The sequence below is a fragment of the Pseudomonas sp. NPDC079367 genome (assembly GCF_044542195.1).
Lineage (GTDB): Bacteria > Pseudomonadota > Gammaproteobacteria > Pseudomonadales > Pseudomonadaceae > Aquipseudomonas.
The window spans coordinates 46,388-66,916 of sequence record NZ_JBITTW010000009.1; the positions used below are offsets into that span (position 1 = coordinate 46,388).

Sequence of the window (20,529 nt, forward strand, 5' to 3'; positions counted from 1 at the left end):
CTAGGATGTTCTTAGCTCTGTTGTTACAAGAGTGAAACGCTTACACCCTAAAATTACGTCAAATATTTGGCGACGGTAACACAACATTGAGATCCAGGGAGATGCACCCATGCGCGTTTTGACCCCCCTCTGCAGCGCGGTTTTGCTGGCCATGGCTTGCACTTCCCAAGCCCAGGCGATGAACCTCACCGAGGCGATCCAAAGCACCATCGCCACTCACCCGGAACTGGCGTCGCGGGTGGACGCGCGCCTGTCAGCGGACGAACAAGTGAAAGTGGCCAAGGGCGGGTTCTATCCCTCGGTCGATTTGAACGCTGCCTATGGTCGCGGCTACAGCGACAACACCAACACTCGCGCTTTCGGTAATCACAACACCGAGATTCTCAACTACACCCAGTCCGAGCTGCGCCTGCGGCAGATGATCTTCGACGGCTTCAACACCGCCAACGAGGTCGAGCGCACCAAGGGCGTGTCCAACTCGCGCGCCTACTACGCGCAAGGCACCGCGCAGGATCTGGCCCTGCGCACCATTGAGGTCTACCTTGAAGTGCTCAAGCGTCGTGAACTGGTGACGCTGGCCAAGAACAACCTGCAGGCGCACTTGCGCGTCAACGATCAGATCGGCCTGCGCACCGAGCGCGGCATCGGCAGCACCGCCGACTCCGACCAATCGGTCGCCCGTCGTGCACTGGCGCAGAACAACCTCGACACCGCCGAAGTTGATCTGGCCGACGCCGAATCGAATTTCTACAGCGTGGTCGGACGCATGCCCGACGAGCTGGAAACCCCGGCCTCGACCCGTGGCGAACTTCCGCCGGACCTGCGTGAAGCGCAGCAGAGCATGGTCGACAACAACCCGTACCTGAAATCGGCCCAGGCTGACGTGCAGTCCGCCGAGAGCCAGTACGAAGTGGCCAAGTCGCCGTTCTACCCACGCTTTGACGCGGAAGCGGCGGTCGGCGCCAACAACAACGTGCAGGGCGACGAAGGTCACGACAACGAATGGCGTGTCGGCGTGGTGATGAACTACAACCTGTTCCGTGGCGGCAGCGACAAGGCTCGTCTGGCGGCGAATGCCCACGACATCAACCAGGCGATGGACATCCGCAACAACGCCTTGCGCCAGCTCAACGAGAATATTCGCCTGGCCTGGAACGCCATGGAAAACGCCAAGAAGCAAACGCCGACCGCCCGCGAATACGCCGAAACCACCAAACGCGTGCGCGCCGCTTATCAGGACCAGTTCGGCCTCGGCCAGCGCACCCTGCTCGACCTGCTCGACAGCGAAAACGAGCTGTACAACGCCAACCGTCGCTACACCGAAATCCGCTACACCGAGGAATACTCGATGTACCGCGTGCTGGCGAACATGGGCCAACTGCTGAGCAAACAACGCGTGGTGTTGCCGGCTGATGCGATTGCCACCACCGAAGTGAAAAACCAGGCGCGCCTGCCTGAGCTGAAGTAACCCACATGGGCGCCGTGGACACTTGATCGTTCCCACGCTCTGCGTGGGAATGCCTCAAGGGACGCGCAGCGTCCAGTGACGCGCAGCGTCCAGTGACGCGCAGCGTCGCGGGCTGCATTCCCACGCGGGAGCGTGGGAACGATCCGATAACCGAGCCCGTTCAACAGAGGCAATCACTATGACCAGCATGGAACCCGGCGTTACCGGGGTCGATCCGCGCCTGAGCTTCGACGACCCGTTACTCGACGGCCTGCTGATCCTCTGCAAGCTGCACGGCGCCACGGTCAGTCGCGCCAGCCTGAGTGCCGGGCTGCCCCTGAACAAGCAACGCCTGAGCCTCGATCTGCTGCCCCGCGCAGCAGCGCGGGCCGGTTTGCAGGCGCGGTTGTTGCGCCGTGACTTGAAAGACATTTCGCCGCTGAACCTGCCGATCCTGTTGCTGCTCAACGACGGCCGCACCGCCGTGCTGCGCCGTTTTGGCGAGGACGGCAAAGCCCTGCTGCTGCCCAGCGAAGCCGACGGCGGCGAGCAATGGGTCAGCCGCGAAGAGCTCAGCGAACACTACAGCGGCCAGGCCTTGTTCGCCCGCCCGCGCCATGAACTCGAAGACCTGCGCGCGCCGCTGGTGCCACGGGTAAACGCGTGGTTTCGCGACACTCTCAAACTGTCGAAATGGCTGTACAGCGATGCGATCCTCGCCAGTTTCCTGATCAACCTGCTGGGCCTGATGGTGCCGCTGTTCGTCATGCAGACCTACGATCGCGTGGTGCCCAATCAGGCGACCTCGACGCTGTGGGTGCTGTCGATCGGCCTGTTGATCGGCACCGGTTTTGAACTGGTGCTGCGCGTGGTGCGTGCGCACCTGCTCGACACCGCCGGCAAGAAAACCGATGTGATCCTCTCGGCAACGTTGTTCGAGCGCATCACCGGCATGTCGATGAAAGCGCGGCCGGCGACCATCGGCGGTTTTGCCCAGAGCATTCACGACTTCCAGGGCCTGCGTGAATTTCTCACCGCCGTGACCCTGACCAGTCTGATCGACTTGCCCTTCGTGGTGTTGATGCTGGTAGTGATCGGCCTGCTCGGCGGCTGGCTGGTGGTGATTCCTCTGTTGGCGTTTCCGATCACCATCATCTTCGCCATGGCGATTCAGGTGCGCCTGCGTGACACCGTGCAAAAAAGCCTGAGCCTCGGCGCCGAGCGTCAGGCGGTGCTGATCGAAACCCTCGGCGGTCTGGAAACCCTCAAGGCCTGCGGCGCCGAAAGCGAGCGCCAGCACAAATGGGAAAGCACCCACGGCGCCCTCACCCGCCTCGACAGCCACGCGCGCAACCTGTCGGCGCTAGCCACCAACGGCACGCTGTTCATCCAGCAGTTTTCCGGGATGGCGACGATCGTCGCCGGGGTCTACAGCATCATCGCCGGCAACCTCAGCGTCGGCGCGCTGGTCGCCACTTACATGCTTGGCAGCCGCGTACTCGCCCCGCTCGGCCAGATCGCCGGGCTGATCACCCGCTATCAGCAAGCGCAACTGACCATGAAAAGCACCGACGCGCTGATGGCCCTGCCACAGGAACGCGACGGCAAACAACGGCCGCTGGAACGCACGCAGTTGCAAGGTGCACTGGACGTCAGCGGCGTGACGTTTCACTACAACGGCCAGAATGCGCCGGCGCTGTGCGAAGTCAGCTTCAGCCTGAAACCCGGCGAGCGGGTCGGCATCATCGGTCGCAGCGGCTCGGGCAAAAGCACATTGGCGCGGCTGGTCATGGGTTTCTACGAAGCGGAGCAAGGCCAACTGCTGCTCGACGGCCTCGACCTGCGCCAACTGGACGTGGCTGACCTGCGCCAGCAGATCGGTTATGTCGCCCACGACTTGCCGCTGCTGGCCGGCAGCCTGCGCGACAACCTGACCCTGGGCGCGCGTTACATCAGCGACTCACGCATGCTTGAGGTTGCCGAACTGACCGGCGTCACCGAACTGGCGCGGCAACATCCGCAAGGCTTCGACCGACCGGTGGGCGAGCGCGGGCAATTGCTTTCCGGCGGCCAGCGCCAAGCCGTGTTGCTGGCGCGGGCGTTACTGCTCGATCCGCCGATCATGCTGCTCGACGAACCCACCAGCGCCATGGACAACAGCAGCGAAGATGCATTGCGGCAGAAACTGCATGGCTGGGTGCAAGGCAAAACCCTGCTGCTGGTCACCCACCGCACCTCAATGCTGAGCCTGGTGGACCGGTTGCTGGTGCTGGACAACGGCCGGGTCGTCGCGGACGGCCCGAAAGAAGCAGTCATCGATGCACTGCGCAAGGGCCGTGTCGGCTCGGCGGCGGTCTAGGAGTTACGCCATGCCTGCTTCCTCCGATAGCAACAAGCGCGGTTACTTCGACAGTTTCGGCAAAAGCGCCGAAGCCGAGTTCATGCCGGAAACCGCCGGCGCAGCGTTGCAGGATTCGCCCCGCAAATCGCGAATTACCGTGTGGCTGGCGGCAGCGCTGCTGATCGCAGCACTGGTATGGGCCAAATTCGCCGTGCTCGAAGAAGTGACCATGGGCGAAGGCAAGGCGATTCCGTCGAGCAAGGTTCAGGTGATCCAGAACCTCGAGGGCGGCATCGTCACCGAGATTTTCGTTCGCGAAGGTCAGATGGTCGGCAAGGGCGACACCCTGCTGCGTCTGGATGACACGCGCTTTCGCTCGAACAAGGGCGAGAGTGAGGCCGACCGGTATGCGCTGACCGCGCAAGTCGAACGGCTGTCAGCGGAGGCCGAGGGGCGGCCCTTCAAGCTCTCCGCTGAAGTCATCGCCAAGGCGCCGCAAGTCGCCGAAGACGAGCGCTCGCTGTACGAGCAACGGCAACGCCGCTTGGCCAGCGAACAGCGCACCCTCAGCGAACAGCTGCGGCAGAAAACCCAGGAGCTGGCGGAATTTCGCTCCAAGCAAGGCCAATTCAGTTCCAGCCTGGCGCTGCTGCAGCAAGAGATGAACATGTCGGAACCGCTGGTGAAAACCGGCGCGGTTTCACCAGTGGAAATCCTCCGGCTCAGACGCAGCGCGGTGGAAATCCGTGGTTCGCTGAACGCCACCACGCTGGCCATTCCCCGCGCCGAATCAGCCATCGCCGAAATCCGCAGCAAGATCGACGAGTCGGAACAGACCTTTCGCTCTGAGGCCGCCAAGGAGCTCAACGAGAAACGCACCGACCTGTCGAAAATCACCGCCTCGAGCATCGCCATCGATGACCGCGTCAGCCGCACCACGGTGACTTCGCCGGTACGCGGGGTGATCAAGCAGATGAAGGTCAACACCATCGGCGGCGTGGTCCAGCCGGGCAGCGACATGGTCGAAATCGTGCCGCTGGAAGACAACCTGCTGATCGAAGCCAGGGTCCGCCCGCAAGACGTGGCATTCCTGCATCCGGGCCAGAAAGCCATGGTCAAGTTCAGCGCCTACGACTACACGATTTATGGCGGGCTGAGCGCCAAACTTGAGCTGATCGGCGCCGATACGATTACCGATGACAAGGGCAACAGCTTCTATCTGATTCAGGTGCGCACCGACAAGAATCACTTGGGGGGCGATGTGAAACCGCTGCTGATCATCCCGGGAATGGTGGCGACAGTGGACATTATTACTGGCGAGAAAAGCGTACTGGATTACCTGCTCAAACCGGTGCTGAAAGCGCGGACCGAGGCGATGCGCGAGCGCTAGGCATCATCCGGACGCTGGGGTGATGGATCTGGCGCTTTCGCGAGCAAGCCCGCTCCCACAAGGGGAATGCATATCCATGTGGGAGCGGGCTTGCTCGCGAAGAGGCCAGCACAGACAACGCCTATCTATCGCCATGATTGCGCTGAAAAGTCTCCTCCCCCATCGCCGCAATCTGCCCGTCGATCAGCGCTTCAAAAGGTTTGAGCAACGGCGCAAACGTCGACGGCGCTTCAAGGGTTTCCAGTGCCTGCACGATCGCCTCGATAGTCGACAACGCCCCTGGCCCCGGTGCCTTGCGCAAGCGATAGCGCGACACCCCGCCTTCAGCCAAAGTCACCCGTGGCAACGCGGCCAACAGCGGGTTGAGATGCAACATCTTGCGTGCCTTGCGCCAGGTGCCGTCGGGCACCACCAGCAACACCGGTTCATCGGATTCATCGTAAGCCTGCAACGGCTGCGCATCCTCAGCCGGGAACAGCAAGCGCGCCCGATAACCCGGCCGGTTCAACAGCGTCGGCAAATCGTCGAACACCTCACCAACAATCAGCTCGGCATTGCTCAGCCCCAACACCGCCAGTCGCGCCGTATAGAGCGCGTGACTGACCTCGCTCGGATGCTGCAGCAGCAATACTCGGGTGCGGCTGTCGAGGTGCGGAATCAGCGCGCACAGGCAATGGGTCTGGGGGCGCAGGCAGCGCGGGCATTGGGCTCGGGACATGATGGGTTACGCCTGATTCAATTGCGCTTTGAGCAAATCGCGAAAGGTCTGGATCAGCGGCTCGCGACTGCGGCCCCTGCGCATGATCATCGAAAACGGCGCCTGATAACCGAAGGTCGCCGGCAGCAAAACACGCAGATCACCCTTGTCGGCCCAGGCCTGCGCGTAGTGTTCCGGCAGATAACCGATGTACGCGCCGGAGAGCACCAGAATCAGCTGAGCTTCCATGCTTTCCACGGTCGCGGCGCTGTGTTTGAAACCGTGCCGGGCCAGTTCCGCCTGGCTCCAGTAGCCGCGCCCGACCATGCGTTGCTGAGTGATGACCTGCTCGGGGATGCGCCGCTCGTTGAACAATGGATGGCGGCTGCTGCAATACAGCCAGTGCTGCTCGCGGTACAGCGGCATATAGACCAGACCGCTCATGCGCGTGGAAAACGCACCGATGGCCAGATCGAGGCGATTGTCCTGCACGCCGAGCTGCAATTCATAAGGGCTCATCACCGACAGATGCAAATGCACCGCCGGGTGCTCTTGACTGTAAGCGCCGATGGCTTCGGCAAATGGCAGGGCCTTGTCGCTGACCGTGGAATCGATCACCCCCAGATTGAGCGTGCCGCGCAGTTCGCCCTTGAGCGCGGCGGCGTATTGCTCGAAGCCTTCGAGCTCGGCGAGCAGGCGCAGGGTTTCCTGATGGAACAGCTCGCCCTTGCTGGTCAGGCTGAACCCGCCACGCCCGCGATGGCACAGCACCAGACCCAACGCGGCTTCGAGCTGGCTCATGTAAGTGCTGATCGCCGAGGTCGACAGGTTGAGTTCCTGCTGCGCATTGGCAAAACCCTGATGGCGCACGACGCTGACGAAGATGCGCAGGAGTTTCAGGTCGGGTAAAGCGTTGGCCATGCGGCTCTCCAAACATCGGACTTCTCCCCTGTAGGAGCTGCCGAAGGCGGCGATCTTTTGATCTTTGTTTATAGGGTCAAAATCAAAAGATCGCAGCCTTCGGCAGCTCCTACAGGGATATTTCAGTACGTAAGAGTCTATCCCCGGCCTCGGCATTAGTTTAGAAAAATCTGAACTAAGTTTTTGCCCGTAGCGATTCTTCCCCGCCACTACATTTCGCATCATCGGCCCCACAGCGGCGTCCGAACCTGTGCTCCACGGCGCGCCGGCATAAATAAAACAAAGACGATGAGGCCCTACCCGTGGACAAGATTCTTCACCAACCACTGGGCGGCAACGAAATGCCGCGCTTCGGCGGCATCGCCACCATGCTCCGACTTCCCCATGTACCTACCGCTGCCGGTCTGGACGCTGCCTTCGTTGGCGTGCCGCTGGACATCGGCACTTCACTGCGCCCCGGCACTCGCTTCGGGCCGCGCGACATCCGCACCGAATCGGTGATGATCCGTCCGTACAACATGGCCACCGGCGCCGCGCCGTTCGACTCGCTGTCGGTGGCCGATATCGGTGACGTGGCGATCAACACCTTCAACCTGCTCGACGCCGTGCGCATTATCGAAGAAGCCTACGACAACATCCTCGAGCACAACGTCATTCCGATGACCCTGGGCGGCGACCACACCATCACCCTGCCGATCCTGCGTGCGATTCATAAGAAGCACGGCAAGGTTGGTCTGGTGCACATCGATGCGCACGCTGACGTCAACGACCACATGTTCGGTGAGAAAATCGCCCACGGCACCACGTTCCGTCGCGCCGTCGAAGAAGGTCTGCTCGATTGCAACCGCGTGGTACAGATCGGTTTGCGTGCGCAGGGTTACACCGCTGACGACTTCAACTGGAGTCGCGACCAGGGCTTTCGCGTGGTCCAGGCCGAAGAGTGCTGGCACAAGTCGCTGGCGCCGCTGATGGCCGAAGTGCGCGAAAAAGTCGGTGGCGGTCCGGTGTATCTGAGTTTCGACATCGACGGCATCGACCCGGCCTGGGCGCCCGGCACCGGCACCCCGGAAATCGGCGGGCTGACCACCATTCAGGCGATTGAAATCGTCCGTGGCTGTCAGGGCCTCGACCTGATCGGCTGCGATCTGGTAGAAGTCTCGCCCGCTTACGACACCACCGGCAATACCTCGCTGCTGGCCGCCAACCTGCTGTACGAAATGCTCTGCGTACTGCCTGGCGTGGTTCACCGCTGAGGGGCCGGTCATGCACGCACGTGATCAGGTTTTGCACGCGGCCGCCGAGTTGGTTGCCGCGTTTGCGCGTAACGATCGCGAAGCTTACTTCGGTGCATTCAGCGCCGATGCGAGCTTCGTTTTCTACACCCTCGAACAGCCACTGCTGTCGCGCGATGCCTATCAGGCGTTGTGGGATCGCTGGCGCGCCGATGATGGTTTCGAGGTGCTGTCGTGCACCTCGAGCAACGCCTTTGTCAGCCTGCAGGGTGACGTGGCGATTTTCATCCATGACGTGGCCACCGAGCTGCGCATGCAAGGGGAGCAACACTTCAGCCAGGAGCGCGAGACGATTGTTTTCCGCAAACAAGCGTCGAGCCTAGAACAACAAGGCCTATGGCTGGCCTGTCACGAACATTTGTCCGCAATGCCGGAAGGGCTGCCACCCCCTTAGCCAATGGTGACGCTCACGCACGATGAGCGCGCCTGATGATCGGAGCAGATCATGAATAACAACAACAACGAAAAAAGCCTTAGCAGCATCGAAACAAACGGGGTCGAACAGATCCCGGATCATGAGCGCGACGCCCGACCCAGCGACCTGTTTCGCTTGATCTTCGGCGGCGCCAATACGTTTGCCACCGCGGTGCTGGGCAGTTTTCCGGTGCTGTTCGGTCTGTCGTTTCAGGCCGGTGTCTGGGCGATTGTTCTGGGTGTAGTGGTGGGTGCGCTGATTCTCGCGCCGATGGGCCTGTTCGGCCCGCTCAACGGCACCAACAACGCCGTGTCTTCCGGTGCGCACTTCGGCGTGCACGGGCGGATCGTCGGTTCGTTCCTGTCGTTGCTGACGGCGATTGCGTTCTTCTCGCTGTCAGTCTGGAGCTCGGGTGATGCGCTGGTCGGCGGCGCCAAACGCCTGGTTGATTTGCCGGAAACCGACCTGACCCTGGGCCTGGCCTACGGTCTGTTCGCGCTGCTGGTGTTGACCGTGTGCATCTACGGTTTCCGCATCATGCTGTGGGTCAACCGCATCGCCGTTTGGGCCGCGAGCCTGTTGTTCCTGCTGGGTATCTTCGCCTTCGCCCCTGCCTTCGACAGCCAGTACGCCGGCAGCGTGGCGCTGGGTCAGGCCGGGTTCTGGGCAGCGTTCATCGGCGCAGCGCTGGTGGCGATGAGCAACCCGATTTCCTTCGGCGCGTTCCTCGGCGACTGGTCCCGCTACATCCCGCGTGAGACACCGAAAGGCCGGATCATGCTGGCGGTGATCGCCGCGCAACTGGCAACGTTGATCCCGTTTCTGTTCGGCCTCGCTACCGCGACCATCGTCGCGATCAAGGCACCGGACTACATCGCCGCAAACAACTATGTCGGCGGCTTGCTGGCCGTATCGCCGAGCTGGTTCTTCCTGCCGGTGTGCCTGATTGCGGTGATCGGCGGCATGTCCACCGGCACCACGTCGCTGTATGGCACCGGGCTGGACATGTCCAGCGTGTTCCCGCGCGTGTTGTCGCGGGTCAAGGCGACGTTGCTGATCGGCGTGCTGTCGATTGCCTTCATCTTCATCGGCCGTTTTGCTGCGAACCTGGTGCAGAGCGTGTCGACCTTCGCCGTGCTGATCATCACCTGCACCACGCCGTGGATGGTGATCATGATCATCGGCCTGCTGGTGCGGCGCGGCTTCTATTGCCCGGATGATCTGCAAGTGTTCACCCGCGGCGAACAGGGCGGACGCTACTGGTTCAACCACGGCTGGAACTGGCGCGGTCTCGGCGCATGGATTCCGAGTGCGCTGGTGGGCCTGTGCTTCGTCAACCTGCCGGGGCAGTTCGTCGGTCCGCTGGGCGAACTGGCCGGCGGCATCGACGTCAGTTTGCCGGTGACCCTGGGCCTGGCGTCGGTGGTGTATCTGACGCTGTTGCGCCTGTTTCCCGAACCTGCAGAAGTGTTCGGGCCGAAGGATGTGCGCAGCGAAGCCGCCATAAAACCCGAACTGCGTCAGGCCGCCTGATGCAGTTCGAACCCGTGGGAGCGGGCTTGCCCGCGAAGACGGCAGCACATCCACCATTGATGTGACTGACCCACCGCTTTCGCGAGCAAGCCCTCTCCCACCGGGATCTGAACTCAGCCTCACCATAAAAAAGACAATTGGAGACACGCCATCATGGCTTTGGATTTATTCGTCGTACTCATCTATGCCGCTGCGATGCTGATACTCGGCTACTACGGCATGCGCAAGGCCAAGACCCATGAAGACTATCTGGTTGCCGGGCGTAATCTTGGGCCTTCGCTGTACATGGGCACCATGGCGGCGACCGTCCTCGGTGGCGCGTCCACCGTCGGCACCGTGCGGCTGGGTTACGTGCATGGCATCTCCGGGTTCTGGCTGTGCGCGGCACTGGGTTGCGGGATCGTCGCGCTGAACCTGTTCCTCGCCAAACCGCTACTGAAGCTGAAGGTATTCACCGTCACCCAGGTGCTGGAAAAGCGCTACAACCCGATGGCCCGCACCGCCAGCGCAACCATCATGCTTGCTTACGCGTTGATGATCGGCGTGACCTCGATCCTGGCGATCGGCACCGTGCTGCAAGTGTTGTTCGGCCTGCCGTTCTGGATTTCGGTGTTGCTGGGCGGCGGTATCGTGGTGATCTATTCGACGATTGGCGGCATGTGGTCGCTGACCCTGACCGACATCGTCCAGTTCGGCATCCAGACCGTCGGCCTGATGTTCCTGCTGTTGCCGATTTGCCTGTACCGCGTCGGTGGCTGGGATCAACTGGTCGCGCAATTGCCGGCGGCCAGCTTCAACTTCACCAGCATCGGCTGGGACACGATCATCACCTACTTCATGATCTACTTCTTCGGCATCCTCATCGGCCAGGACATCTGGCAGCGCGTGTTCACTGCCAAAAGCGAGAAGGTCGCCAGGTACGCCGGCACCTCGGCCGGGATCTACTGCATCATCTACGGTCTGGTTTGCGCGCTGATCGGCATGGCCGCGCATGTGCTGATTCCGGATCTGGACAACGTCAACAACGCCTTCGCCGCCATCGTCAAAGTCTCGCTGCCTGACGGCATCCGTGGCCTGGTGATCGCTGCTGCATTGGCGGCGATGATGTCCACCGCCAGCGCCGGACTGCTCGCCGCCTCCACCACGCTGACCGAAGACCTGCTGCCGAAACTGCGTGGCGGCAAACAGTCGAACGTCGCCGTCAGCCGTCTGTTCACCCTGCTTACCGGGGTGGCGGTGCTGGGCATCGCTCTGGTGGTCAATGACGTGATCAGTGCACTGACGCTGGCTTACAACCTGTTGGTCGGCGGCATGCTGGTTCCGCTGATGGGCGCGATCTTCTGGAAACGCGCGACCACCGCTGGTGCTATCAGTGCGATGACGCTGGGCTTCATCACTGCGCTGGTGTTCATGGTGAAGGACGGCATGGACGCGAATACGCCGATCTATTACAGCCTCGGTGTCAGCCTGGTGAGCTTCGTGCTGGTCAGTCTGTTCTCGCCGCGCCCGGCGGCTGTGGCGCCTGCGATCTGAACTTGGTGTAACGACTTGTTGCTTTCTTCAGCGGGTGTGGCGTCGGTAGCCACACCCGTTTTTTTGCCTGATAAAAAACAAAAGATCGCAGCCTTCGGCAGCCCCTACACTTTGTAGAAACTGCCGACGGCTGCGATCTTGAAATCTCTGATCGCTGGTATTAACGGCGACGTGGCTGGCGGCGGCGCTGCTCGTCATCGGTGCGGATCGGCACAGGTTGCATTGGCGGTTCGATCAAGCCGAGCGCAACACCCAAATCGTGCAGCCAGTTCTGAATTTTCTCTTTCATAGTCATGCCCCCTTCAGGGTGGTGCTGAGCGACCGGAATTCTGAGGCCGCTTCGCACTGATAATAGTCCGAAGTCCTACGCAATGCTCGGCCAAATCCGCAATGATCTGTTACTGAATTGAACAGAATCTGTGGACATTGGTTCATGCTGTTTCACGCACTTCATTCAAAGCCACGGGATAGACCGCTTGCTGCACGTCGATCCAGGCATTCAGGTTGGCCCCGGCCATGCCCTTGCGCCACATGAGCCACGTTGTCGCACCCGCGAACGGCTCGGCCAGCGGGTGCACCGCAACGCTCTCGCGACCTGGCAGGCTGACGAGCATCGACTCGGCCATCAACGCCACACCGCTGCCGGCAATCACGCAGGCGAGCATGCCCTGATACGACTCGATCTCCATCGGCCGCCCCATCGCTGCGTGGTAATGAGAAAACCACGCTTCCAGGCGCATGCGATATGAACAGCCCTGACGAAAGGTGAACACCGAACGCCCTTCCACGTCCCGCGCGCTGCGTACCGGCGGATGATCGATTTCCGTGATCAACACCAAGCGCTCCTCGCACAACGGCACGCCATCGAGCCCGGCCAGTTCCAGCGGGCCGTCGACCAATGCGGCGTCGAGGCGGCCGGTGAGCAACCCTTCGAGCAATTCCCCGGTCGGCGCCGATTGGACTTGCAAATTCACCATCGGGTATTGCTTGTGATACCGCGCCAGCAACGCCGGCAGATGGATCGCCGCCGTGCTGTACATGGTGCCCAGCACGAAATCGCCGGCCGGTTGCCCGCCCATCACCGCCGCGCTGGCTTGATCGCGCAGCGCAAAGAGTTTGCCGGTGTAGTCGAGCAACACCTTGCCCGCCGGCGACAACTGCAAGCGCTGCCGTTCGCGGACGAATAGCTCTACGCCTAACTGCTCTTCGAGCTGTTTCAGGCGGGTCGACAGATTCGAGGGCACGCGATGCAGGCGCTCGGCGGCGCGGGTAATCGAGCCTTCCTCGGCGACTGCCTGAAAAATCCGCAGTTGGCTGAACTCCATCTGCTTTCTCCTCAACAGAACAAGTTGCTCACTATTATTCAATTTTAAAGAAAGTCAATCGATCCTAGCCTGACGGTCATTGTTCCTTTGAAGGAAGCCCGACCATGTCGCCGCTGACACGTTTATCCGCCTGTTTTGTTGCCCTGATGATGGCGATGGGCATCGGCCGTTTCGCCTTGACGCCACAGATGCCGCACCTGCTCAGTGAAGGGCAGATCGACCTCACCGCCGCCGGTCTGATTGCGGCGGCCAACTACCTCGGCTATCTGCTTGGTGCGCTGGATGCGATGCTCGCGCAGCGTCCGCAACAAGTGCAGCGACGTCTGCATGGTGGGTTGTGGCTGTGCGTGGTGCTGACTTTGGCGTCGTTCTGGGCGAACGGTTTCTGGTCGCACCTGCTGCTGCGCTTTGGTACCGGTGTGGCGAGCGCCTGGGTGCTGGTGATGATCACTTCGCTCAGCCAGCCGCTGGCGGCGGCAGCGGGTCGTCCGCGCTGGGGGGCTCTGGTTTTTGCCGGACCGGGTATGGGGATTTTTCTGACAGGGTTGCTGGCGCTGGTCTCACATCGTTTGCAGCAGACATCGGCAACCCTGTGGCTGATTTATGCGGCCGCCGCGTTGCTGATGATGCTAAGCGTCTGGCGGTTGTTGCCGCAGCCCACGGCGGTCACGAAGACGGCGATCGCTCCCGCAACATCAGCCAGCCGAGGCATCGGCCGGCTGGCGCTGGTGTATGCGCTGTACGGCGTCGGTTACATCATTCCGGCGACCTTTCTGGCGCAGATGGCTAATGCGCAATTTCATGGCCAGTGGCAGGCCGATCTGTTCTGGCCCTGCTTTGGCCTCGGCGCGGCGATCGGAGTGTGGTTGGTGAGCTTGCGCCGACATGATCCCGAGACCACGCGGCACTGGCTGATGGCGACGTTGTGGCTGCAAGCGGCCGGTGTGTTCGCCTGTCTGCTGGGCAGCGGCCTCGGCCTGGCGCTGGGTGTGATGCTTTGCGGCACGCCGTTTCTGGCCTGCATGCAACTGGTCATGCAGCGCTCGCGGGAACTGGCGCCCCACGCCATTCAGCGTAATGCCGGCATGCTCACCGCGTGCTTCGCCGTCGGCCAGCTCTGCGGTCCGTTGCTGGCGGCGCTGAGCAGCCATTTCAGCGGCGGTCTGCAGCCGGCGCTGCTGATCGCCGGCGCAGGCCTGCTGGCGGCCGGCGCGCTGGCGATCCAGGCCAAGGCTACTGACCCAGCGCCTTGCGCAAACGCCGACGCAACCACTGCTCGGCGCTGACGAAAGTGATGCCGAGCAGCACCAGCACTGCGCCGATGATGAAATTCACACTCAGTTCTTCGCCGAGCAGCAGCACGCCGAAGGTCACGCCGAACAACGGCGTCATGAACGAGAACACCGCAAGGTTCGCCGCCAGATAACGGCGCAGCAGCCAGAACCACACCAGGTAACTGAAGAACGACACGACCAGGCCCTGAAACAGCACGCTGGCGACCGCCACCGTGGTCAGACTGACATGGGTGATCTGGCCACTGAACAACGCGATCAACAGCAGGCCGATGAAACCGACCATCAATTGGTAAAACAGGGTCAGCGTTACCGGTGCTTCGGACAATCGCGAGGCACGCACCACGACAGTCGTCGCGCCCCAACAGGCGCCCGCCAGCACGCCGAAGGCATCGCCCAGCAGCATGCGCCGATCTAGGTTGTCCCACGACACCCCACCGGCGAAGGCAATCGCGATGCCGATGAAGGCCAGCAGAATACCCAGCCATTGCAACGGTCGCAGGCGCTCGCTGGCGAGCAGGAAATGCACGCCAAGTGCAGTGAAGATCGGCGCGGTATACAGGAACACCGACATGTGCGCGGCCGTGGTCAATTGCAGACCTTCGGCGATGAACAGGAACTCCAGACCAAACAGCGCACCGGCCAGCAAGCCGCCGCGCCAAGTGCTGCCGACCTGATCCCAGCCGCCCTTCCAGCAGATCAGCAAACCGACCAGCAACGCCGAGATTCCTGAACGCCCCGCCGCTTGCATCACCGGCGCGATGTCCGTCGCCGCCCATTTGATCAGGACTTGCTGCACACCCCAGATCAGGCACAGGCCGATCATCACTTGCAGGGCAAACCCGTCGGCATTGCGCCGCTCGGCACTCACCGCAACACCTCGAACACACACAACATGGCAGGCCATCCATTGGTCAGGAAACAGTGCCGGGGATTATCAATCAGATGCGGGGAAAAAGCCGTCTGGAAAAGACCTTTATTTGGTCAGCGGCGTCAGCGCTCAATGGCCGCCGGCTGCGCCGTCATTCGCGAGCAAGCCCGCTCCCACAGGGGATTTGTGGTGGAAGTGGAATTTGTGAACGACGGGAATTCATTGTGGGAGCGGGCTTGGTCGCGAAGAGGCCAGCATTGCCGACACAACTGCCGGACCCGCTCACGCAAACCGCTTCGCCACCAAATAACCCACAGTGCAAGCAACTGCAGTCGCCACCGTTCCCCACGCCCAATCCATCAAACTCACCTGCACCGACCACTCGCGCAGGGTCGCCCAATTGGTCAGGTCATAGGTGCCATAGGCCACCAGCCCCAACAGCGCACCCAGCTTCGCCGCCCGCTGCCAGCTCAGCGCCGGCAACACCACAAACGCCACGCAGCCGATAACGTACAGGCAATAAAAAACCGCTGCGGGCAACAGCAGCGGTTTTTCCAGCATCAGCGAACCGAGCAGTTCGCGATAGGTCGGCGCCATCAATAGCCCGAGCCAGATACCGTCGAGCAGAAGAAACGTCAGTAGCGTCGAGACGTATGCGATCAGCGCCTTTTTCATTGGCTCACCCCCCCTTAGATGTGGGAGCCGCCGATTTGCAAGATCAAGATCAAAAGATCGCAGCCTTCGGCAGCTCCTACCATGGGCCTGCGGGGAGTCAGGTTAGTTCAATGCGATCGGCGTGAATGACGATCTTGCCTTCCTTGTACAGCGAGCCGATGGCTTTCTTGAAATTGCCCTTGCTGACGCCGAACAGGCTGCTGATCAACGCCGGATCACTCTTGTCACTGACTGCCAGGGTGCCATCGTTTTCACGCAACTTGCCAAGGATCTTTGAACTCAGGCTGCTGGCCGCTTCCTGGCCAACCGGTTGCAGGCTCAGGCTGATCTTGCCATCGGCGCGCACTTCCTTGATGAAACCTTTCTCGCGCATGCCCGAACGCATGAACTTGAAGATCTCGTTCTTGTGAATCAGGCCCCAATGCTTGTTGTTGATGATCGCCTTGAAGCCCATGTCGGTGGCCTCGGCCACCAGCAGATCGACTTCCTGGCCCGGGCTGTAAGTAGCCGGGGTCTTGTCCAGGTAACGATCGAGGCGTGCGGTGGCGGTGATGCGGCGCGTGTGTTTGTCGAGGTAGACATGCACCACGCAATATTCGCCAGCGGTCATCTGGCGCTTTTCTTCCGAGTACGGCAGCAACAGATCCTTTGGCAAGCCCCAGTCGAGGAATACGCCGATGCTGTTGACTTCAACCACTTTCAGACTGGCAAATTCGCCGACCTGAACTTTCGGTTTTTCCGTGGTGGCGAGAAGTTTGTCTTCGCTGTCCAGGTAGATGAATACGTTGAGCCAGTCTTCATCTTCGCTGGGGATATCTTTGGGGATATAACGGTTGGGCAAAAGAATTTCGCCATCGGCACCGCCATCCAGATATAAACCGAAGTTAGTGTGTTTAACCACTTGCAAACTGTTGTAACGCCCGACTAAAGCCATTTCCGAAACCCTCAATACGTGGGCGGCATTCTACCCGTTTTTCCCGATAACGGCGGGCGACAGATCTTCGCACCGGGCCGATCAGCGTCAATGTGTTGATTTTCCTCGGTCAGTGCTCGGTGAGGCGCCGCTCGTCAGTTCGGCCAAGCGGCTTGCGGGTGCGCCCAGCTTTCTCGCCGGGAGCAAATGTTCTTATTTAAAACAGCAGCTTAGCGGCACAGTCAAAATATCGAACCGGCAATATTGCAGCGCTGCGGTTGGTTATTCCGGGGGATATTTACCAAGCTATTGTCAAGTTAATCCTGTACGATGCCTGGCCGAGTTACTTTTCTACAGGTTAATGGCCGCCATGCGTGTAAAAGCATCCACCAGCAAAGCAAAGCCAGCTCCAGCCGTTGAAACCAGCGAATCGATCAACGATCAGATCGCAGCGTTCCTGAAGTCCGGCGGCGAAATCCAGCAAATTGCCAAAGGCGTCAGTGGCCAGACGTTCGGCCCGTCCAAGCAGATCAGCCTGGGCAAAAAGTAATACCGGTTTCACCCCGTCCAAAGGCGCTTTGAGCTTCGAAGCGCCTGGACTGGCATTACGCCCCCCTCCTTCGTTCCAAACAAAATCCCTGAAAATCGACGAACGGCCATCAATGCCGCGCATTCGCCGGTATCCTTGCACGCGTCTAGATCAAGCGTTTCAGCAGGCCTTCGCCCTGCGCTCGCGGTTCATGGAGTGACGCATGCGCCCATTTCCCTGTTTATTGTTCGTCAGCCTGCTGTCAGGCACGGCCGCGCACGCGCAGGTTTTCCAGGGTGAGCTGGGCGACTTCGATCTCAAGCTCGGCACCACGCCCAGCCGCAGCATGGCCCAAGGCCTGGTCAAACCGGCGGCGGTAGGTTCGTTCCACGGCGGCCTCGATCTGAGCCACGACAGCGGCGTGTATTTCGGCCAGTACGCGCCGAGCATGGGCATCACGCCGGGCAAGAACCTCGAGATCGATTCCTACGTCGGCTTCAAGCAGCCTTTCGATCAGGTGCTCGGCTATGAAGTCGGGATGATCCATTACAGCTATCCCCGCCTCGACACGCTCGACAGCCAGGAGCTGTTTGGTGGCCTGACCCTGCTCGGCAGTCGCTTTGGCATCGCCCTGAGCAACGACCCGGATAAACAGAACAACACCTTGTTTGCCGACCTTAGTGGCAATCAGCCGTTCGGCATTGGCGTGAGCATGAAATACACCACGCACCAATTGAATACACCGGCGGCGGTGGACGGTGGTTACATCAGCAGTTTCACTGACTGGTCGGTGAAACTGTCGCGCCCCTTCATGGGCGTCGATCTTGATCTGATCTACAGCGACTCCAGCCTCAGCGGCAGTGATTGCTCGGCCTATTCCGGGCACAACAGCGAGTGCGACGGCCTCGTTACCCTCAAGGCCGTGCGCACGTTCTATTGATCGGCTGAACTGCCGCGCGCATCCTGCATCACATAAGAATCAGATTTCCGACGCCAGGCTCTCGCAAGGATTTGCCCATGTCTCGCTGGTTCAAACAGATTGCCACCCTGCTGATCTTCACCCTCGCCCTCGGCGCCTGCAGCCGCGTAGGCCTGGCCTACCGCAATCTCGATGTGATTATCCCGTGGTCGCTAAGCGACTACGTGGACATGAACGGCGAGCAGAAAGACTGGTTCAACGACCGGCTCAAGGAGCACCTGAGCTGGCACTGCACCACGCAGTTACCCGGTTACCTGGACTGGCTCGACCGTTTACAGGCCATGGTCGAAAGCAATCAGGTCACCGACGCCGCCCTCCAGGAGCGCACCGCCGAAGCCAAACAGGCCATCGCCGACACCGCCCGGGAAATTACCCCATCGGCCATCGAGTTGCTCCAGGGGCTGGACGATAAACAGGTCGCGGAAATGAATGACGCCTTCGCCAAGGACTTGCGCAAACGCCAGCAGGAATACGTGAAACCGCCGCTGGCCCAGCAGATCAAGGAACGTGGCGAACGCATGGAAAAACGCCTGAACGACTGGCTGGGTCCGCTCAGCGACTCACAGAAGCAACGCGTCGTGGCCTGGACCAACGCCTTGGGCGACCAAAACACCCAATGGATCGCCAACCGTGCGCACTGGCAACAACAGTTCAGTGCGGCCGTTGGGCAACGTAAAAGTACCGAATTCCCACAACGCATCGAGACACTTCTGGTCAACCGCGAGCAGTTATGGACAGCGGATTACCGCAAGGCCTACGCCAATACTGAGGCTCAAGCGCGCGCGCTGTTTGTCGACCTGATGGCCGAGAGCACGCCGCAACAGCGTGAGCGCTTGCTGAAGAAGATCGAAGGGGTACGCAAAGACTTCAATGACCTGAAGTGTCTCAAAGCCGCACAAAAATCCTGAGATCACTCGGCTCGCATGTGGGAACGGGCTTGCTCGCGAATGCGGTGTGTCAGGCAGTCCAGATATCACTGACAGACTGTATTCGCGAGCAAGCCCGCTCCCACAGCTTTCCTTTCAGCTGGCCTTCAACAAAATCAGGCGATTTGGGCTTTTGACGCCACTTCATCAAACGTCAGCTCATCCAGCGCATCCTCCTGCTCATCCAGCACCTGGCGCGGATGGTCATTGCCCGGAATGCTGCTGTCGATCAGGCTCAACAGGCTGGAACCGCGCGGCGTGAGAATGAAATTGTTGCCGGTGCTGCCTTCATGATCCGGACGCGGCTCGATGAATCCGCGTTCAAGCAGGAGCTTCTCGTAATCACAGGCGAGGGTTTTCAAGTGATCGAGATTGTCGATCGGCTCGCCAGCGCTGGCTTTCTCGGCTGCATGGTCTTCGGCATAAGCGCGCGGGGCAAAGCTGTGACCAGCGCTGTTCTGCACTTCGTGCAGCAAACGTTCAATCAAATCCCAGTTATAAGTCGTCATCCTGATCCAACCTCCGGTGCGGGGTGATGTGTGCCGCGTTCAAGGTTGTGACCGAAGCGCTGCGCAGCCGTTCAGCCGCATATTCATGCGCCGACCGACCGGCGGTGTGTCGATTCCCCTGGCTGTTGAACGACTAGTCTGAAACAGCCGGTTCAACCCGCAGGAGACATGGTCATGAACGTTACGCACCATCCGGTGGTATCACGCCAAGAATGGCTCGCCGCCCGTCAGCAGCATCTGGCCCACGAAAAAGCCTTCACCCGGGAACGCGATCGCCTCAGCGCCGAGCGCCGTGCTCTGCCTTGGGTGAAAGTAGACAAGGACTATCACTTCCAGGGCCCGAACGGTGAGCGGAAGCTTATTGATCTATTCGGCACGAACAGCCAGTTGATCATCTACCACTTCATGTTCGCCAAGGGCTGGGAGGAAGGCTGCCCGGGCTGCTCTTTCCTCAGCGACCACATCGACGGCGCCGACCAGCACCTGGCCCACCACGACGTTGCCGTAGTCGCCGTTTCCCACGCGCCGTTCTGCGAGTTTCAGCCGTTCAAAAAACGCATGGGCTGGAAGTTCGACTGGGTGTCGTCAGAAGGTTGCGATTTCAATTACGACTTCGGCGTCTGCGCCCGGGCTGCAGACGTCGCTGAGGGCAAGGCTACGTACAACTACGAAAAGACCGACAGCGCCGAGGAAGAAATGCCGGGGCTGAGCGTTTTTTATCGCAACGATCAAGGCGAGATTTTCCACACCTATTCAACTTACGCGCGCGGCCTGGACATGCTGGTTGGCGCTTACCACTACCTTGATCTGACACCCAAGGGCCGCAACGAGGACGAGATCATGGAATGGGTGCGGCATCACGATCGGTATGACGGTGCGCCGAAGCAGGGCTGCTGCCATGCCGATCGAGCGCAACAACGTTGATGTCATGGTTTCTGAAC

General features: G+C 60.7%; 20 protein-coding genes. 12 read left to right on the top strand and 8 right to left on the bottom strand.

The window, feature by feature from the left end:
• Positions 1–109: 109 nt before the first annotated feature.
• The 3 genes from ACIGDJ_RS11040 to ACIGDJ_RS11050 all read left to right on the top strand — a co-directional run bounded on the left by ACIGDJ_RS11040 (position 110) and on the right by ACIGDJ_RS11050 (position 5,178).
• Positions 110–1,468 carry a TolC family outer membrane protein gene (locus ACIGDJ_RS11040; protein ID WP_039761048.1) on the top strand — a complete coding sequence of 453 codons (1,359 nt, stop codon included), beginning with the start codon at positions 110–112 and terminating at the stop codon, positions 1,466–1,468.
• Positions 1,469–1,646: 178 nt separating this feature from the next.
• A complete protein-coding gene (locus ACIGDJ_RS11045) occupies positions 1,647–3,806 on the top strand; it encodes a type I secretion system permease/ATPase (RefSeq protein ID WP_397478387.1) in 2,160 nt (719 codons plus the stop codon).
• 10 nt (positions 3,807–3,816) lie between these two features.
• Positions 3,817–5,178 (top strand): HlyD family type I secretion periplasmic adaptor subunit, encoded by a 1,362-nt coding sequence (locus ACIGDJ_RS11050; protein ID WP_101158589.1) that lies wholly within the window; start codon positions 3,817–3,819, stop codon positions 5,176–5,178.
• A gap of 121 nt (positions 5,179–5,299) precedes the next feature.
• On the opposite strand, the gene ACIGDJ_RS11055 is transcribed toward ACIGDJ_RS11050, so the two are convergent.
• Positions 5,300–5,896: a tRNA-uridine aminocarboxypropyltransferase gene (locus tag ACIGDJ_RS11055; RefSeq protein ID WP_397478388.1), complete on the bottom strand. Its 597-nt coding sequence runs from the start codon at positions 5,894–5,896 to the stop codon at positions 5,300–5,302.
• A 6-nt stretch (positions 5,897–5,902) separates the two neighbouring features.
• Positions 5,903–6,796: a LysR family transcriptional regulator gene (locus ACIGDJ_RS11060; RefSeq protein ID WP_007956593.1), complete on the bottom strand. Its 894-nt coding sequence runs from the start codon at positions 6,794–6,796 to the stop codon at positions 5,903–5,905.
• A 302-nt stretch (positions 6,797–7,098) separates the two neighbouring features.
• On the opposite strand from ACIGDJ_RS11060, the gene speB reads away from it, so the two are divergent.
• The 4 genes from speB (at position 7,099) to ACIGDJ_RS11080 (ending at position 11,569) form a co-directional block, all read left to right on the top strand.
• A complete protein-coding gene (gene speB / locus ACIGDJ_RS11065) occupies positions 7,099–8,049 on the top strand; it encodes an agmatinase (RefSeq protein WP_101158587.1) in 951 nt (316 codons plus the stop codon).
• Between the two features lie 10 nt (positions 8,050–8,059).
• Positions 8,060–8,482: a YybH family protein gene (locus ACIGDJ_RS11070; RefSeq protein WP_397478389.1), complete on the top strand. Its 423-nt coding sequence runs from the start codon at positions 8,060–8,062 to the stop codon at positions 8,480–8,482.
• Positions 8,483–8,533: 51 nt separating this feature from the next.
• Positions 8,534–10,036 carry a cytosine permease gene (locus ACIGDJ_RS11075; protein WP_312996545.1) on the top strand — a complete coding sequence of 501 codons (1,503 nt, stop codon included), beginning with the start codon at positions 8,534–8,536 and terminating at the stop codon, positions 10,034–10,036.
• Positions 10,037–10,189: 153 nt separating this feature from the next.
• Positions 10,190–11,569, top strand: coding sequence for a sodium:solute symporter (locus ACIGDJ_RS11080; protein ID WP_101158584.1), 1,380 nt, complete (start codon positions 10,190–10,192; stop codon positions 11,567–11,569).
• A 160-nt stretch (positions 11,570–11,729) separates the two neighbouring features.
• Here the strand turns inward: ACIGDJ_RS11080 and ACIGDJ_RS11085 are convergent, their stop codons facing one another.
• Both ACIGDJ_RS11085 and ACIGDJ_RS11090 read right to left on the bottom strand, forming a co-directional pair.
• A complete protein-coding gene (locus tag ACIGDJ_RS11085; RefSeq protein WP_003198971.1) occupies positions 11,730–11,858 on the bottom strand; it encodes a PA1414 family protein in 129 nt (42 codons plus the stop codon).
• Between the two features lie 142 nt (positions 11,859–12,000).
• Positions 12,001–12,894, bottom strand: coding sequence for a LysR substrate-binding domain-containing protein (locus ACIGDJ_RS11090; protein ID WP_397478390.1), 894 nt, complete (start codon positions 12,892–12,894; stop codon positions 12,001–12,003).
• 104 nt (positions 12,895–12,998) lie between these two features.
• Here ACIGDJ_RS11090 and ACIGDJ_RS11095 point away from each other — a divergent pair, with 104 nt between their 5' ends.
• A complete protein-coding gene (locus ACIGDJ_RS11095) occupies positions 12,999–14,180 on the top strand; it encodes an MFS transporter (RefSeq protein ID WP_312996528.1) in 1,182 nt (393 codons plus the stop codon).
• Here the strand turns inward: ACIGDJ_RS11095 and ACIGDJ_RS11100 are convergent.
• The 3 genes from ACIGDJ_RS11100 to ACIGDJ_RS11110 form a co-directional block, all read right to left on the bottom strand.
• Positions 14,128–15,057, bottom strand: a complete 930-nt coding sequence (locus ACIGDJ_RS11100) for a DMT family transporter (protein WP_101158581.1) — start codon at positions 15,055–15,057, stop codon at positions 14,128–14,130. The genes ACIGDJ_RS11095 and ACIGDJ_RS11100 overlap by 53 nt on opposite strands.
• Positions 15,058–15,339: 282 nt before the next feature.
• A complete protein-coding gene (locus tag ACIGDJ_RS11105) occupies positions 15,340–15,732 on the bottom strand; it encodes a DUF2177 family protein (RefSeq protein ID WP_101158580.1) in 393 nt (130 codons plus the stop codon).
• A gap of 97 nt (positions 15,733–15,829) precedes the next feature.
• Entirely contained in the window at positions 15,830–16,666 is an 837-nt protein-coding gene (locus tag ACIGDJ_RS11110) for a S1 RNA-binding domain-containing protein (protein ID WP_016771157.1), read from the bottom strand.
• Between the two features lie 340 nt (positions 16,667–17,006).
• Between ACIGDJ_RS11110 and ACIGDJ_RS11115 the strand changes: the two genes are divergently transcribed.
• From ACIGDJ_RS11115 to ACIGDJ_RS11125, 3 genes are all read left to right on the top strand, one after another.
• Positions 17,007–17,195 (top strand): hypothetical protein, encoded by a 189-nt coding sequence (locus tag ACIGDJ_RS11115; RefSeq protein ID WP_016985943.1) that lies wholly within the window; start codon positions 17,007–17,009, stop codon positions 17,193–17,195.
• Between the two features lie 202 nt (positions 17,196–17,397).
• On the top strand, positions 17,398–18,114 hold the full coding sequence (locus ACIGDJ_RS11120; protein WP_101158579.1) for a TorF family putative porin: 717 nt from the start codon (positions 17,398–17,400) through the stop codon (positions 18,112–18,114).
• A gap of 77 nt (positions 18,115–18,191) precedes the next feature.
• Complete coding sequence (locus tag ACIGDJ_RS11125) at positions 18,192–19,061, top strand: DUF6279 family lipoprotein (RefSeq protein ID WP_397478391.1); 870 nt, start codon at positions 18,192–18,194, stop codon at positions 19,059–19,061.
• 134 nt (positions 19,062–19,195) lie between these two features.
• Here ACIGDJ_RS11125 and ACIGDJ_RS11130 read toward each other — a convergent pair whose 3' ends face one another.
• On the bottom strand, positions 19,196–19,588 hold the full coding sequence (locus ACIGDJ_RS11130) for a transcriptional regulator (protein WP_101158577.1): 393 nt from the start codon (positions 19,586–19,588) through the stop codon (positions 19,196–19,198).
• Positions 19,589–19,762: 174 nt separating this feature from the next.
• On the opposite strand from ACIGDJ_RS11130, the gene ACIGDJ_RS11135 reads away from it, so the two are divergent.
• Positions 19,763–20,512, top strand: coding sequence for a DUF899 domain-containing protein (locus ACIGDJ_RS11135; RefSeq protein ID WP_397478392.1), 750 nt, complete (start codon positions 19,763–19,765; stop codon positions 20,510–20,512).
• The last annotated feature ends 17 nt before the right edge of the window (positions 20,513–20,529 follow it).